Origin of the sequence: Streptomyces odontomachi (assembly GCF_024435355.1) — a bacterium.
In the GTDB taxonomy this organism is placed as follows: domain Bacteria; phylum Actinomycetota; class Actinomycetes; order Streptomycetales; family Streptomycetaceae; genus Streptomyces; species Streptomyces odontomachi.
The window spans coordinates 1,033,671-1,048,281 of sequence record NZ_JAMJWG010000001.1 but is presented as its reverse complement, the minus strand read 5'-3'; the positions used below and the strand labels follow the sequence as shown (position 1 = coordinate 1,048,281).

18 protein-coding genes are annotated in these 14,611 nt (G+C 72.2%); 11 read left to right on the top strand and 7 right to left on the bottom strand.

All coding sequences use genetic code 11. The features are described from left to right. A complete protein-coding gene (locus tag NQO67_RS04480) occupies window positions 1-927 on the bottom strand; it encodes an ABC transporter ATP-binding protein (protein WP_255946572.1) in 927 nt (308 codons plus the stop codon). A gap of 109 nt (window positions 928-1,036) precedes the next feature. Between NQO67_RS04480 and NQO67_RS04475 the strand changes: the two genes are divergently transcribed. Together NQO67_RS04475 and NQO67_RS04470 are read left to right on the top strand one after the other, a co-directional pair. Then, window positions 1,037-2,197: a sensor histidine kinase gene (locus NQO67_RS04475; protein ID WP_255946778.1), complete on the top strand. Its 1,161-nt coding sequence runs from the start codon at window positions 1,037-1,039 to the stop codon at window positions 2,195-2,197. Between the two features lie 9 nt (window positions 2,198-2,206). Continuing rightward, window positions 2,207-2,857 carry a response regulator transcription factor gene (locus NQO67_RS04470; RefSeq protein ID WP_255946559.1) on the top strand — a complete coding sequence of 217 codons (651 nt, stop codon included), beginning with the start codon at window positions 2,207-2,209 and terminating at the stop codon, window positions 2,855-2,857. A 28-nt stretch (window positions 2,858-2,885) separates the two neighbouring features. Here the strand turns inward: NQO67_RS04470 and NQO67_RS04465 are convergent, their stop codons facing one another. After that, entirely contained in the window at window positions 2,886-3,725 is an 840-nt protein-coding gene (locus tag NQO67_RS04465; protein WP_255946557.1) for a hypothetical protein, read from the bottom strand. A gap of 159 nt (window positions 3,726-3,884) precedes the next feature. Between NQO67_RS04465 and NQO67_RS04460 the strand changes: the two genes are divergently transcribed. Both NQO67_RS04460 and NQO67_RS04455 read left to right on the top strand, forming a co-directional pair. Continuing rightward, complete coding sequence (locus NQO67_RS04460) at window positions 3,885-4,817, top strand: alpha/beta hydrolase (RefSeq protein WP_255946555.1); 933 nt, start codon at window positions 3,885-3,887, stop codon at window positions 4,815-4,817. A gap of 21 nt (window positions 4,818-4,838) precedes the next feature. Further along, a complete protein-coding gene (locus NQO67_RS04455) occupies window positions 4,839-5,579 on the top strand; it encodes a helix-turn-helix transcriptional regulator (protein ID WP_255946553.1) in 741 nt (246 codons plus the stop codon). Here NQO67_RS04455 and NQO67_RS04450 read toward each other — a convergent pair. Both NQO67_RS04450 and NQO67_RS04445 read right to left on the bottom strand, forming a co-directional pair. Next, entirely contained in the window at window positions 5,569-5,727 is a 159-nt protein-coding gene (locus NQO67_RS04450; protein ID WP_255946551.1) for a hypothetical protein, read from the bottom strand. The genes NQO67_RS04455 and NQO67_RS04450 overlap by 11 nt on opposite strands. 136 nt (window positions 5,728-5,863) lie before the next feature. Next, on the bottom strand, window positions 5,864-6,427 hold the full coding sequence (locus NQO67_RS04445) for a hypothetical protein (protein WP_255946549.1): 564 nt from the start codon (window positions 6,425-6,427) through the stop codon (window positions 5,864-5,866). A gap of 466 nt (window positions 6,428-6,893) precedes the next feature. On the opposite strand from NQO67_RS04445, the gene NQO67_RS04440 reads away from it, so the two are divergent. Then, window positions 6,894-7,055 carry a hypothetical protein gene (locus NQO67_RS04440; RefSeq protein WP_255946547.1) on the top strand — a complete coding sequence of 54 codons (162 nt, stop codon included), beginning with the start codon at window positions 6,894-6,896 and terminating at the stop codon, window positions 7,053-7,055. After that, entirely contained in the window at window positions 7,052-7,597 is a 546-nt protein-coding gene (locus tag NQO67_RS04435) for a GNAT family N-acetyltransferase (protein WP_255946545.1), read from the top strand. Before NQO67_RS04440 ends, NQO67_RS04435 begins: the two co-directional genes overlap by 4 nt. Here NQO67_RS04435 and NQO67_RS04430 read toward each other — a convergent pair. Next, window positions 7,581-8,585, bottom strand: a complete 1,005-nt coding sequence (locus tag NQO67_RS04430; protein ID WP_255946543.1) for an NAD(P)/FAD-dependent oxidoreductase — start codon at window positions 8,583-8,585, stop codon at window positions 7,581-7,583. The genes NQO67_RS04435 and NQO67_RS04430 overlap by 17 nt on opposite strands. A gap of 98 nt (window positions 8,586-8,683) precedes the next feature. Here NQO67_RS04430 and NQO67_RS04425 point away from each other — a divergent pair, with 98 nt between their 5' ends. The 5 genes from NQO67_RS04425 (at window position 8,684) to NQO67_RS04405 (ending at window position 13,005) form a co-directional block, all read left to right on the top strand. After that, window positions 8,684-9,271 carry a helix-turn-helix domain-containing protein gene (locus NQO67_RS04425; protein WP_255946541.1) on the top strand — a complete coding sequence of 196 codons (588 nt, stop codon included), beginning with the start codon at window positions 8,684-8,686 and terminating at the stop codon, window positions 9,269-9,271. A gap of 130 nt (window positions 9,272-9,401) precedes the next feature. Then, entirely contained in the window at window positions 9,402-10,283 is an 882-nt protein-coding gene (locus NQO67_RS04420) for a class I SAM-dependent methyltransferase (RefSeq protein WP_255946539.1), read from the top strand. Between the two features lie 165 nt (window positions 10,284-10,448). Then, window positions 10,449-10,850: a YciI family protein gene (locus NQO67_RS04415; RefSeq protein ID WP_255946537.1), complete on the top strand. Its 402-nt coding sequence runs from the start codon at window positions 10,449-10,451 to the stop codon at window positions 10,848-10,850. Next, complete coding sequence (locus NQO67_RS04410) at window positions 10,847-12,088, top strand: RNA polymerase sigma factor (protein ID WP_255946535.1); 1,242 nt, start codon at window positions 10,847-10,849, stop codon at window positions 12,086-12,088. The genes NQO67_RS04415 and NQO67_RS04410 overlap by 4 nt, the downstream gene beginning before the upstream one ends. After that, window positions 12,085-13,005, top strand: coding sequence for a carboxymuconolactone decarboxylase family protein (locus NQO67_RS04405; RefSeq protein WP_255946533.1), 921 nt, complete (start codon window positions 12,085-12,087; stop codon window positions 13,003-13,005). Before NQO67_RS04410 ends, NQO67_RS04405 begins: the two co-directional genes overlap by 4 nt. A gap of 50 nt (window positions 13,006-13,055) precedes the next feature. Here the strand turns inward: NQO67_RS04405 and NQO67_RS04400 are convergent, their stop codons facing one another. After that, window positions 13,056-13,391, bottom strand: coding sequence for a methyltransferase domain-containing protein (locus tag NQO67_RS04400; RefSeq protein WP_255946531.1), 336 nt, complete (start codon window positions 13,389-13,391; stop codon window positions 13,056-13,058). A gap of 193 nt (window positions 13,392-13,584) precedes the next feature. Further along, complete coding sequence (locus NQO67_RS04395) at window positions 13,585-14,610, bottom strand: aldo/keto reductase (RefSeq protein WP_255946529.1); 1,026 nt, start codon at window positions 14,608-14,610, stop codon at window positions 13,585-13,587. Window position 14,611 lies beyond the last annotated feature (1 nt).

The following is a 14,611-nucleotide window of genomic DNA, read 5'->3' as shown; positions in this document are numbered from 1 at the left end:
TCATGCTCCCTTGCTCTGGGCGTCGGCCGTGAACTCCGATTCGGGCCCGGTCAGTCGCAGGTAGGCCTCCTCCAAGGAGGTGGGGTCGTCGGCGAGTTCGAGGAGGGGCACCTGCGAACGCGCAGCCAGCGCGCCGACGTGCGCCGCCTCGGTGCCGTCCACCGTCCAACGTCCGTCGCCGTCCGGCACGGCCCGCAGCCCGCCGTCCGCGAGCACCTGGCGCAGCCGGTCGTTCTCGGTGGTGCGCAGGCGCACCCGTCGACGGGTGTGTTCCTTGAGGAACGTCTCCATCGGGCTGTCCGCCAGCAGCCGGCCGCGCCCCAGCACGACGACGTGGTCGGCGGTCGCCGCGACCTCGCTCATCAGATGGCTGGAGATCAGGACGGTGCGGCCTTCCGAGGCGAGCCCACGGGCCAGTTCGCGCAGCTGGACGATGCCTTCCGGGTCGAGCCCGTTCGACGGCTCGTCCAGCATCAGGACCGGTGGATCGCCCAGCAGGGCGGCGGCCAGGCCGAGCCGCTGCCGCATGCCGAGCGAGAGGGCGCGCACCCGCCGCTTCGCCACGCTCGCAAGGCCCATCCTCTCCAGCACCTCGGTGACGCGGCGGCGGGGCATGCGGTTGCTGTGTGCGAGGGCCAGCAGGTGGCCGTGGGCGGTGCGTGCGGGGTGGGCGGCCGAGGCGTCGAGCAACGCGCCGACGTGCCGCAGCGGACGGTCGAGACGCGCGTAGGGGCGTCCGCCGACGGTCGCCGTCCCGGAGGTGGGACGGTCGAGGCCGAGGACGATGCGCATGGTGGTGGACTTGCCGGCGCCGTTGGGACCGAGGAAGCCGGTGACCCGGCCGGGACGGATGCTCAACGTCAGCCCGGCGACCGCTCGGGTTCTGCCGTAGTTCTTGACCAGTTCATGGATGTCGATGGAGGTCATGGCCCCACGGTCCCGCCCCGGGTGCCCGGTCCGCTTCCCCCGGCGGTGTCGAGGATCTCCCCCGGCCGGGGGAGGTGCGGGCTTGCGCGGCAGTGCCAGGATCAGCGCCATGCGCAGGCTGCTCAGCCCCCTGACCCTCGCCAACGTCTGCACGCGTTGGCTGCATCTGGTGATCGGTGCCCTGTTCGCCGTGGTGTGCATGTTCATTCATCCCGTCGGCGGCGGCCACGGGGTGGACGTGCTGCTGCGCGCCGGGCTGGTGTCGGTGCCGCCGCTCGTCGTTCTCGGCCTGGTGCCGGCGGTGCGGCTCGCTGAAGGGGTGCAGGCGCAGCTGATGCTGGTGGCCGGGCGGCCCTCGCCGGAGCGGGACGCCCGCCGGGCCCGGATCGCGGCGGCACCGGCGAAGTCGGCAGCCGACCGGGTGCGGACCGTGTGCTGGCTGGTGGTGCGCGTGCAGTTGGGCACGCTCACGTGGAGCGCCTCGGTGTGGCTTCCCACGCTGGCGGTCGGCCTCGCGGGCCGCGGCGGCGGATACGTCCTGCTGGCACTGCTGCCGTTGCTGGGTGTCGCGGTCGTCGTGGTGGGGATGGGCGAACTCGTGGCCGCCGCGGCGCGATGGCTGCTCGCGCCGTCGGCCGCCGAACGCATCGCCGCGCTGGAGGAGCGCACCGAGCGGCTGCTGGAACACAACCGGCTCGCCCGCGAACTGCACGACTCGATCGGCCACGCGCTCACCGTGGCGGTGGTGCAGGCGGGTGCGGCCCGGACGGCGGGCTCGGCCGAGTTCGTCGAACAGGCGCTGGTCGCCATCGAGGAGACGGGGCGGCAGGCCTTGCAGGACCTGGACCGGGTGTTGAAGGTACTGCGCGAGGACTCCGGGCCGCCCGGCGAACGCCCCGCGCTCGCCGACACCGTGCGGTTGCTGGACGCGGCACGCGGTTCCGGTGCCGACGTGACGGCCGAGGTGACCGGCCCGCTGGACGCCGTTCCGGGGCCGGTCTCCCGCGAGGGCTACCGCATACTCCAGGAGTCGCTGACCAATGTGCTGCGGCACGCCGGCCCGGTTGCCGTCACCGTGCGGATCGTCGTCCACGACGACGCGGTGGAACTGGACATCCGCAACCGGCTGGGCGAGATCGGGCCCGCGCCTCTGGGCCGGGGCAGGGGGCTGCGCGGCATCCGCGAGCGGGCCGTGCTGCTCGGCGGGCACGCGGACGCGGGCCCTTGCGCGGACGGTTGGCGGGTCCATGCCCGGTTGCCGACCGCATAGGGTGATCCCATGCCGCTGACCGTGCTTCTGGTCGATGACGAGCCCCTGGTCCGCGCCGGACTCCAGGCGATCCTCGAGGCACAGCCCGACATCGAAGTCACCGGTGAAGCCGCCGACGGTGCCGCCGTCGTCCCGCTGATCCGCCGGCTGCGCCCGGACGTGGTGGTGATGGACGTCCGGATGCCGCTGCTCGACGGGATCGAGGCCACCCGCGCCATCCTGGCGGCGTTCCCGGACCCACCCAAGATCCTGACGATCACCACGTTCGAGAACGACGAGTACGTGTACGAGGCGCTGCGCGCGGGTGCGGACGGCTTCCTGCTCAAGCGCGCGCACCCCTCGGAGATCGTCCACGCGATCCGGCTGGTGGCGGCCGGGTCCTCGCTGCTGTTCCCGGCCGCACTACGCCGGATGGCCGCCACCCACACCAACCCGCAGGCCCGCGCGGTGCTGGAGCGGGCCGCGCTGACGGACCGCGAGAGCGGCGTCCTGCGCCTGATGGCCCGCGGGATGTCCAACGCGGAGATCGCAACGGAGCTGGTGGTGGGCACGGAGACCGTCAAGACGCATGTCAGCGCCGTCCTCGCCAAGCTGGGCGCCCGCGACCGTACGCAGGCGGTGATCGCCGCGTACGAGTCGGGGTTCATCACACCCGGCTGAGCGCCCGGGCCGGGCACCGGCGCGGCTGTCAGGCCAGCCGGATCCGGAAGACGGCCACGTGTGCGTCATGGCCGTCGACACGCATGTCGACCGTCTTCTTGCTCACGAGTTGCAGCTGGACGTTGCCGTTGCCGGGCAGCCAGTTGATCCGGTCGATGCCGGTGGCGAACACCTGCTTCTCGGCGGCCATCCCCGTGGCCTTCTTGAAGCCCGGGTTGTTCGTGTCCGCCGTCCAGATGACCAGGCGTCCCGCCTGGTGGTGGGCGAGCACGCGCGCCTTGTGCTTCTGCTTGTGCAGGTCCCACTTGTCACGCAGGGCCGGTTTCCTGCCGCCGTTGTAGGCGCCCGCGATGTAGTGCGTGTTGATCAGGGCGAATTCCAGGGTCGGGTGGCTGGTGTGCCGCACCACGACCTCGTTGATCCAGCGGGACGGTGTGACGCCCGCGATACCGCCGTGCACGAACGTGCGGGTCCTGGCGACGATCTTCCACGGCGTGGGGACGCAGAGCGGCTCCCGGTACGCCTTGTCGTCGTGGAGGAACGGCTTCTGGTAGGCACTGCCGAAGTAGGTGGCGATGTCCGCGGGCTCCTGGTTGTCCCCGTCACCTTCCCGGATCTCCTGCCAGCCCACCAGTGGACGGTGGCCGCTGTCGCAGTACCGGACGTCGTGGATCGCGTCCTTGCGCGCGCCGAGGTTCTTCCGGCCGATGTTGGCGGAGACGACGGGAAGGCGGACCCAGTCGGTCGCCGCTGTGGTGGACGCCCCGGCGAGGGACGCCCCCGCCAGCACCGCGCCACCGGCCGCACCACCGCCGAGCGCGAGCACCCTACGTCTGCCGAGCATGTGGTCGCTGAGGTTCCCTGACACGGTCGTCCTCCGTTGCGGTCGTCCCCTTGTCGAGATGTCCCCGCGATTCAAACGGACGCGCATACACGACGGATACAACCGATTCCTCGGAGGCTGTGACCCAGCTCACGAAGAAACGGTGACAGGGTGTTGTCGCGACGGGCTGCGACCGTCGACGGCATGACGATCACCGATGAGGACTGCCTCGCCGAGACCCTGGCGTTCAACGAGCAGTTCGAGGCCGCTGCCGCCAGCCGTCCGGCACGCGAGGGAGCACCGGACGCCGCCACGCTGGCGCTCCTGCGGCGCAACCGACTCGGCGGCCACACCCCACCGGTGAGGCTGCCGCACGGCCGAGACGCCGTCGTTGCGGATGGGGTGCGCATCCGGGTGTTCAAGCCGGACCGTGTCGAGGGCGTGTACCTGCACATCCATGGGGGCGGATGGGCGTTCGGCGCCGCGGACGGGCAGGACGAGCGGCTGTGGCAGCTTGCCGTGCGGGCGCGGCTGGCCGTGGTGAGCGTGGGGTACCGGCTGGCGCCGGAGCACCCGTTCCCCGCCGGGCCCGATGACTGCGAAGCCGCCGCCCGGTGGCTGGTGGAGCACGCCGCTGCCGAGTTCGGCACCCGGCGGCTGCTGGTGGGTGGGGAGTCATCAGGTGCCCACCTGAGTGTGCTGACGCTGCTGCGGCTGCGCGACCGGCACGGCATCTCCGGTGCGTTCCGGGCGGCCCACCTGCTCTTCGGCCCGTACGACCTGTCGATGACGCCGAGCCAGCGGTCGTTCGGCTCCCGGCGGCTGCTGAGCAACACCGACACGATTCGGGGCAGCTATGAGCTGTTCACTCCCGGGATGACGGCGGAGCAGCGGCGTGCCCCGGAGGTCTCACCGCTCTTCGCCGACCTGACCGGGTTGCCACCGGCCCGGATCGTCGTCGGGAGCGAGGATCCGCTGCTGGACGACTCGCTGTTCCTGTCCGAGCGGTGGCAGGCGGCGGGGGCGTCCGTACAGCTGGGTGTCGTCGCCGGCGCGATGCACGGCTTCACCCTGTTCCCGTTGACCGTCACCGCGCGGGAGCTGGTGCGGCAACGCGCGTTCCTGGCGGCCGCGTGACATGCCGGTAGCGTCGTCCTCATGAACCGCACTGGCCGGCTGTACGCGCTGGTGGAAGAGTTGCGTGCGGCGGCGCCGCGGCCCGTCACGGTCGCGGCGCTCGCCGCACGCTTCGAGGTGAGTACGCGTACGGTGCAACGTGACCTTCAGGCGCTGATGGAGTCCGGTGTCCCGGTGCGCGCCACACCCGGGCGGGGCGGGGGCTGGACGATCGATCCGGCGATGACGCTGCCTCCGATCCATCTCACGGCCGACGAGGCCTGGGCGCTGACCGCCGCACTGGCAGCGGCCTCCCCCGGCGCGCCCTACGCCGGTGCGGCCCGCACGGCGTACCAGAAGATCGCGGCCGCCATGACCGGTCCCGCCTCGGCAGCGGCCCAGGAACTGGCGGCACGGATCGTCGCGCTGCCGTCACGGTCCCACTCCGCGGTCCGCGCGGCGGTCCGCACCGCGGTGGAGCAGGCGCTCGCGAACACCCTGGCGCTGCGGCTGACCTACGTCGACGCCGCAGGACGCGAAAGCGACCGCGTGGTGGAGCCGGCCGGGTTGCTCACCGCCGGTGATCACTGGTACCTCGTCGCCTGGTGCCGCACACGACGGGCCGGTCGAGGTTTCCGGCTGGACCGGATCACCGCAGCGGCTCCCACCGGTGACCCGGCTCGGCCGCATGACCTGGCCGAGCTGCTGGTCGGCTCGGCCGGCGCCGGTGCGGTGCGCCCCGCTGCGCTGGCCGCGCTCGCCGAGGGGCGTGTCAACTCTTGAGGAGGGTGTCCCGGTTGGCCAGGATGAATTCGAAGTGGCCGAGCAGGGCGCGCACCTGGGCACCGCTCGCGGCAGGTTCCACCACCGCACCCCGCCGCACCGGTGCGAAGAATCGGTCACCCGTCATGGGTTCGTTCGGCTCGTCCATGCGGCGACGTCTTGGCCGCCCGGGGTGCCCGGCCCCGTGGCCCGCTGGAGCGGATCACGGGCTGGAGCGTCAGACGGGCCAACGCTGCGCCGGTGACGGTGGCGGTGACAGCGACGGTGACGGTGACGGACGGCGTCTAGAGCGGGACGATGGTGAGCACCGTGGCGTAGTCAAGGCTGGTCACGCCGGTTTCGGTGGCGCAGTCGGTGACGGACAGGCTGGGCGCGGTGAAGGTTTCCACCACCTTCTCTCCGAGGAACTCGCCGGAGGTGACCGACCCGGTTTCGGTGAGAACGGTGTTGGAGCCGATGTGCGCGGCGGTGGCGGTGAAGTCGAAGGACGTCGACCGGCCGTCATTCCAGTCGATCGTCTCCGTGCCCGTCTCGGTCAGGACGGCGTTGCAGCTCAGGTTCAGCAGCGCGGTCACGTTCCGCTGGCCGGCCGTGGCGTGGGAGCCGAGTGCCAGGCAGCTGCCGGTCGGGCTGTGTTCGTCGATGGTGTTCAGCCGGCCCGCCACGGTCACCGTCGTGGGACGGACGCTGTTGGTCAGGCCGGGGCTGTAGGTCGTGTAGCTCCAGCCGGTGCACAAGATCGTGCCGGCCTCGGCTGCGGCGTGCACGGGGGCGGAGGCGAGGGCGATGTCGCCCAGTGCGAGCACGACCAGGCCGACCAGGGTGGTGAGCCGCTTCTTTCCGATCATGCGACACCTTTCCGGAGAACGAAGGCGTGACGACGGACGCGGACACGCGCCAGCGCCCGCCCGCCCGCCCGCAACGCGGATCCGCGCAGAGGGTGTTGCTGCGACCGATCCGCGCTTCACCGTAGCGTTCGGATACAAGCGGATATATACGAATAGGCCGATCGATCAAAAGGCGCCCTCAGATCGGATGGCATCGGTCACGGGGCGCTCAAGGAGCGTCCAGTTCCACACCCGCGAGCCGGTCCATCTCCCGCAGGGAGCAGGGACGTCCGCACGCTCGTCCCGTGGCCGTTCACGCGCCGCGATCAGGTCGGCGGCGATCCTGTGGCCGCCCGCACCCTGGCCGCCGGGCAGCTCCTGGGTGCGGCTCCGGTGCAGCCGGGCCACCAGACGTCTCGTTGCACATCCGACCGTGCAGCGGCGGCCACCCCGACACAGCGAACGGCGGCGGGAGCAGAATGGCACCATGCCCCCTACCACCACCCTGGCCATGGTCTTCACCGTCGCCGCGTCCGCACGGCAACGGTGGTGTGTGGCGCGCGTATCCCCTGCCGCCGCCCTCGTCCGTGCCGGAGCCCGCTTCGAACGCGGCGCGCTCGTCGCGCTCCATGAGGCGGTCGCGGCATGACCGTACTCACGGCACAGGCCATCGGCACCAGGCGGCTGGACCTGCTGCCGCTGCGCGTCCAGCACGCCGAGGAGATGGCCGTCGTGCTGTCCGACCCGGCCCTGCACACCTTCATCGGCGGCGCTCCGGACACCCCGCACGCCTTGCGCTCGCGCTACCAGCGCCAGACCGCGGGCTCTGGCGACCCCGCCGTGTCCTGGCTGAACTGGGTGATCCGGCTCCGTCATGAGTCCTGCCTGACGGGCACCCTCCAGGCGACGGTCAGCCCCTCCGGCGAGGGTCACATCGCCGAGATCGCCTGGGTGGTGGGGACCCCGTGGCAGGGCAGGGGCATCGCCACCGAGGCGGCCCGAGGAGTCGTCGCCTGGCTCGGCGGGCAGCCGGTGCAGAGCGTCATCGCCCATGTCCACCCCGAGCACCGGGCGTCCGCTGCCGTCGCCGCCGCGGCCGGGCTCACACCCACCGACGTGTGGCACGAGGGTGAGATCCGATGGCACCGGAGCCTCCGGAACGGCACCGGGGCCTCTAGAGGTGACCGCTGACTTCGACCAGCGCGGCGTCGGTGTCCGCCGTGACCATGTGGGCGTTCATGTGGGCGCCGGCCAGGGCACCGGCCGCGGCAGAGGCACCCACCTGGGCGGTCAGGTCGGTGGCGTTGCCGGCCACCCACACGCCCGGCACCTCGGTGGCACCGGCGGCCCCGGAGACGAAACGGCGACCCATGCCACCCGGCAGGTCCTCCATCGGCAGCGCCAGACCTTCCAGGCCTTCGGTGCGGGCCCGCATCAGCGTGGCGACCGCGAGGACGCGGCGGGCGACCACCTGCCCGTCGGCCAGTCGCACACCTGCGATACCGCCGTCGTCGGCCTCCACGACCTCCTCCACCGGGGAGTCGACGATCTGGATGTGGCGTGCGGCGAAGCGCGCGCGGGTCTCCTCGTCCAGCTCGGTGCCGCGGGTGAAGTAGACGAGGTCGTCGGTCAGTTGCCGGAACAGCAGCGCGTGGTGGACCGATGCGGGACCCACCGCCAGAACCCCGACGGGCTCGTCGCGTACCTCCCAGCCATGGCAGTACGGGCAGTGCACCACACCGCTTCCCCAGTGCCCCGCGAGCCCGCGAACGTCCGGCAGTACGTCACGCAGGCCGGTGGCCACCAGCAGGCGGCGCGCCGTCAGGGTGCGGCCGTCGGAAAGGGTGACGGTGAACCGCGGATCCCCTGCGTCGGACGGGGCCGCCGGCTCGGCGGAGGTGACCTCGCCGCGGACGATCGCTCCGCGGTAGCGGCGCACCTCCGCCCGGCCCCGCTCGTACAGTTCGGCGGGCGGGGTGCCGTCCAGACCGAGCAGGCCGTGCACACCGTCGGCGGGCGCGTTGCGGGGGCTGCCGCTGTCGATCACGACGACCGAGCGGCGGGAGCGGGCGAGCATCAGCGCACCGTTCAGGCCTGCGGCGCCACCACCGATCACCACGGCGTCGACGGTCCCCTCCGGCAGTGTGTCGGTCGCGTGCGGGCCGGTCGTCACAGACATGTCGTCGTGTCCTTTCGTACGTGTGTGGCCCCGGCGGATCCGGGCTCCTGAGACACGACGCTAAGCGCGCCTTGCATCACGGGCATAAGGTGTTGCCCATGGCGCAAGAAGATGGGGATCTGGACAGCCTGGTACGCAAACGTGTGCGCGCCCTGAGGGTGGCGCACGGCTGGTCGCTGGAGGAGCTGGCCACCCGCGCCCGGCTCAGCCCGTCCACGCTCAGCCGCATCGAGAACGGTCAGCGCCGCCTGGCCCTGGACCAGCTGGTGACCCTCGCCCGGGCGCTGGACACCTCCCTCGACCAGCTGGTGGAAACGGCCACGGACGACGTCGTGTCCAGCCCGACGATCGACGCCGCTCACTCGCTGATGCGCTGGCCCATCAAGGCGGAACCCGGCATGACCGTCGTGCGTCAGCGCATGACGAGTCCGCCGCCGGACAACGCCGCGCGCATGCGGGCGCACCCGGGCCGTGAGTGGCTCGTCGTGCTGTCCGGCACCGCCACCCTGCTGCTGGGCAACCGGCGCTTCCGGGTGGAGACCAACCAGGCCGCCGAGTTCCCCACCATGCTGCCGCACGCCATCGGCGCCGAAGGCGGCCCCTGCGAGATCCTCGGCGTCTTCGACCGCGACGCCCGCCGCGGCCACCAACGCGACGGCGGCCCGCAGCGTCCGGACGGCGACTGAATCGGACCGATCCCGCTCGTGACCTCCCCCGGCGGTGGCGGTTTGCGCGCGCGGCACCGGATGCGGTCCTCTCCTTGCGGATGGGGAAAGCAGCCGTGCCGCACGCGCATGGTCCTCGTAGCGTGCGGACATGACCCAAGCACCACGGCACACTCCCCACCACGGCCACCACACGGCCCGGAACGACCACCACCCGCGCGACGTCGAGGACCAGGCTGAGCTGCTCGACCTGGACGGGGAAGTACTCGCCGAGCACATCGCCGCCATCACCGCATGGCTACCGGTCCGGGAACCGCCACGCCAGATCGTGGATCTGGGCTGCGGGACGGGCGCCGGCACCTTCGCCCTCCTCGCCGGCTTCCCCGAAGCGCACGTCACCGCCGTCGACTCCTCGGCCGGACACCTCCAGCGCCTGGCGGAGAAGGCTCGGGACCGGGGTGTGGCCGATCGGGTGCGCACCGTGGCGGCCGACCTCGACGACGCCGCCTGGCCCCACCTCGGCAGCCCGGATCTGGTGTGGGCCTCGGCCTCGATGCACCACATGGGCCGCCCCGACCGCACCCTGCGCACGGTCCACGACCTGCTCGTGCCCGGTGGGCTCTTCGCGGTCGTCGAACTGGCCGGCTTCCCCCGTTTCCTGCCGGCGAACGCTCCGCAGGACCGGCCCGGCCTGGAAGAACGCTGCCACGCGGCCAGCGACCGGCACCACGCCGAGCATGTCCCCCACCGCGGTGCCGACTGGGGCCCGATGCTGACGGAGGCCGGGTTCACGCTCGACGGCGAACGCACGATCACGGTGCACATCGAGGGCGCCCGCACCACGGCGGTGGGCGCGTACGCCCTCGGCAGCCTGCGGCGCATCCGGCACACCGTCGCCGACACGCTCACGGCCGAGGACCTCGCCGCGCTCGACCGGCTGCTCGACGCCGGCGGTCCCGGCAGCATCCTGCGCCGCGACGACCTCGCGGTACGCACCGAACGCACCGTCTGGGCCGCGCGCCGCGTCCGGTGATGCGCAAGGTGATCCGCAACGCCCGCCGGCGCGGAATCGACGCCTCGGCGGTGTCCTGCGGGTGCTGCCCGCCACCGGTGACCGGGTTTTTGGTGAGGATGGGGGATCGAGGTGTCGAGATGCGGTCGCCCCGTTCGTCATCCTCTTCGAGCAACCGTGATCCGGGTGACTGGAGGACCTGTGCAGTACATGTTGTTGATCTACGACTGCGAGCGGCCTGAGCCGACCGAGCCGGGCTTCGCCGAGGCTCTGGCCAGGGTGAACGCATTCGCCGACGAGTGCCGCCGGCGCGGCGTGTTCGTCTCCGGACATCCCTTGCAGGGCGAGCACACCGCCACCACGGTCAGCGTGCGGGGCGGCCGGACGATGATCACCGACGGCCCGTACGCCGAAACCCACGAGCACCTCGGCGGCGTCTACGTCCTGGACTGTCGCAACCTGGACGAGGCCCTTGAGCTCGCCGCACTGTGCCCGATGGCCGAGCAGGGCGGGATCGAGGTGCGGCCGATCGTGGGTGTGCCGGGCCTGGACCACCGTCCGGCCCACCGGGCGGCCACCGGCGAATGAGCCCCGCACCGGTCCTACAGAGGGTCTACGGCGAGCACCGGGCGCGGATGCTCGCCGCCCTGATCCGTGTCCTCGGCGACTTCGAACTCGCCGAGGACGCGCTTCAGGACGCGTGCGCTCTCGCACTGCGCGCCTGGGGCGATCCGGCGCCGGACGATCCGGTGGCGTGGCTGCTGACCGCGGCCCGCAACAGCGCGATCGACCGGCTGCGGCGCGACCGGCTCGGCCGGGAGAAGCTCGCCCGACTCGGCGCGGCCTGCGAGGTGGTGACGAGGATGCCGGACGGTGCCGAGAACAGCCTGCTCGGCATAGGTGACGAGCGGCTCAGTCTGATCTTCACCTGCTGCCATCCGGCCCTGGCCGAGGACGCCCGGGTCGCACTCACCCTTCAGGCCGTGGCCGGGCTGACCGCCGGGCAGATCGCCCGGATGTTCCTGGTCGGCGAATCGGCTCTGGCGCAACGTCTGGTACGGGCGAAACGGAAGATCCGGGACGCCGGGATCAGCCTGGAGGTCCCCGCCGACCCGCTGTTGCCCGAGCGGCTCTCCGGCGTCCTCGCGGTGCTCTACCTGATCTTCACCCAGGGCTACACCGCCGCCCACGACCGACCCGAACACCGCACCCTGCCCCAAGAGGCGATCAGGCTCGGCAAGCTCGTGGCCGCTCTCATGCCCGACGAGCCCGAAGCGCTCGGCCTGGTCGCGTTGTTGTTGCTGCACGACTCGCGTCGTGCCGCGCGCTACAGCGCCTCGGGAGACGCGGTGCTCCTCGCCGATCAGGACCGGTCCCGGTGGGACCGCACCCAGATCGTCGAGGCCGTCCGGGTGCTGGACCGGGCGCTGCGCCACGGAAGGCCCGGCCCCTACCAGGTGCAGGCCTCGATCGCGGCGCTGCATGCCCAGGCCGTCTCGGCCGACGGCACGGACTGGCGGGGCATCGCCGCACTCTACGCCCGCCTGCTCACGCTGGCCCCGTCGCCGGTGGTGGCGCTGAACCACGCCACCGCCGTGGCCATGGCCACCACCCCGGACGAGGGACTGGCGCTGATCGACGGGATCGACGGGCTCGACCGCTACCACCTGCTGCACGCCACCCGCGCGGACCTGCTGCGCCGCCTGGGCCGCCACGCGGAGGCGGCGTCGGCCTACCGGCGCGCCCACGAACTGGCCACCAACCCCGCCGACCGGCGGTTCCTCGCCGGTCGGTGCCACGCTCTCGACGCGACGGAGTACCGATGAGACTGTCCATCCTCGACCACGGCCACCGCCGCCGCGCCAAGGTGTTCCTGGCACTCACCTCTGCGACGTCACGTGGGGACAGCCCCGACATCGTGAAGATGCTGCTGTACCGGCCCGGCTTCCTCACCCGTCCGCTGCTGGACCTCACCGCCGACGCGATGCGCGGCCCGTCGTACTGGACCGCCGGGGAGCGCGAGTTTCTCGCGATGTGCGCCGCGCAGCGGCACCGGTGCCCGTTCTGCATCGACGCGCACGCCGAGCTGACCCGGATCGCCGGGCACGGCGAGGTCGACCCGGACGATCCCGCGTCGGCCCGGCCGCACCTGCGCGCCGTCCGGGAGTTCCTCGACCTGACCAGCCGCACCCCGGACCCCGCGAACGCCACCGAGGCCACCGAGGCCACCGAGGCCACCGAGGCCACCGCCGGGATCGTCGACCTGCCCGAGCACGCGGTGCAGGAGGCGCTGCGCGTCAACCTGGTGTGGAACATCGTCAACCCGCTGGCCAATGCGTTCGGCTTCCTGCTGCGCGAGGGCCAGTTGCACAGCGGTACCCGCGCGCTGCACCGGTTCGGCTACCGCTTCCCGTCCTTCCTGCTCGCCGACGGACCGGCCGCGGAGCACGGTGACGTCGTGGCCGACCTGCGTCACGCGGTGCTGGACGCGCCCGCCACCACCGATCCGGCGCTGCGCGCCGCCGCGGCGACGGGTGGCCCGCTCCCCGAACCCTGGCAGTCCTACGCCACGACCGTCCGCGACGCCTCGTACCGGATCACCGACACCGACATGGCTCGGCTCACCACCGCCGGTCACTGCGAAGACCAGATCTTCGAGGTCACGGTCGCGGCCGCGGTGGGCGCCGCGCTGCGCAGCTTCGACGTCGGCCGCCACGCGCTGGAGGGGAGGACCGCGAGCTGACCGTACGGGCTTCGGCAGGCCGTACGGAACGGCGGACCAGCGGCCGCGGTTCAGCCGCGGCGCAGCCGCACGGCCAGGAAGGAGGGTTGGCTGTGGGTCTTGTCGTAGCGACGCGGGTCGACCAACCGGGCTCCCCCGGTGGCCCGCGGCTCCACCAGCCGTTCCAGCACGAACCCGGCGCCGAGGAGTTCGCTGAGGAACCTCTCCAGCGTCATCCGCCGGTAGGTGATGGTTGATGTGGCGCCGTCTCCGAGGCGCTCCCGCGCGGCGCCCAGCAGGGTCTCGCGCCCTTCGACGCCGACGACCTCCGCGGCGCCCAGCTTCAGCGACTCGGCGGCGTAGTGCCCGGCTCCGCATCCCGGGTCCAGGACGCGGAGTCCGGTCACGTCACCGGGCCGGCCCCAGCATGGCCGGTCGGTCGGTGTGTGCGTTGTAGGCGTGCTCCGTGGCGAGGGCCGCGAAGTACGCGCCCTTCTCGCCGTGGTAAGCGGTCTCGGCTCCCATCCGCTCGTCCTCGCAACAGCCGTGGCCTCCTGGCCAAGCCGTTTCGGCCGGTCACGCCGGAGCGGACGGGAGCGGTCAGCCCTCCCGGGCCGCGGAGGTGAGCGACATGTCGGCGTAGCGGTCGCCCGCCACCCGGCTGGCGATCGGCTCCAGGAGCGCCAGTTCCTCCGTGGTCAGGGTGATCCGGGTGACCGCAGCGTTCTCGAGGAGGCGGCTGCGCTTGCGGGTCCCGGGGATCGGTACCACGGCCAGGCCGTGCACCTGGGCCCGCTGCTGTACCCAGGCCAGGGCGATCTGCGCCGTGGTGGCACCGCGGTCGGCTGCGATCTTGTGCAGGGGTGCCAGGAGGGCGGCGTTCGCCTCGGCGTTGTCGCCGGTGAAGCGCGGTAGCAACTGGCGGAAGTCGCTGTTGGAGAGGTCCTTGCCGGCGTCGGTGAAGGTGCCCGTCAAGAAGCCCCTGCCGAGCGGCGAGTAGGGCACGAAGGCGACCCCGAGCTCGGCGGCGACGCCCACCACATGGCGCTCCACGTCCCGGCTGAACAGCGACCACTCCGTCTGCACCGCGGCGATCGGATGCACGTCATGCGCTTCACGCAGTTCCGCGCCGGTGACCTCGCTCAGGCCGAGATGCCTGACCTTGCCTTCCCGTACCAGCTCGGCCATGGCGCCGACGGACTCGGAGAGCGGGATCGCCGGGTCGCGGCGGTGCATGTAGTAGAGGTCGATGACCTCGACCTGAAGGCGGCGCAGGCTCGCCTCGACGGCCTTCCTGATGTAGGCGCGGTCGTTGCGGATGGCCCGGTAGTTCGGGTCGTCGGCGCGGTACTCGATGCCGAACTTGGTGGCCAGCGTGATCTCGTCGCGGTGTGCGGCGACGAACGGCGCGAGGAACTCCTCGTTGGCACCGACGCCGTACATGTCGGCGGTGTCGATGAGGGTGACGCCCGCCTCGACGGTGGCGTCCAGCGTGGCGCGTGCCGCCGCGGCGTCCGTCGGCCCGTAGGCGGCGCTGATGCCCATGGCGCCGAAGCCCTGGACGCCGACGAGGGGGCCTGCGGTGCCCAGCTCGACGCTGCGGATCGGTTCGATGACGTTGTTCATG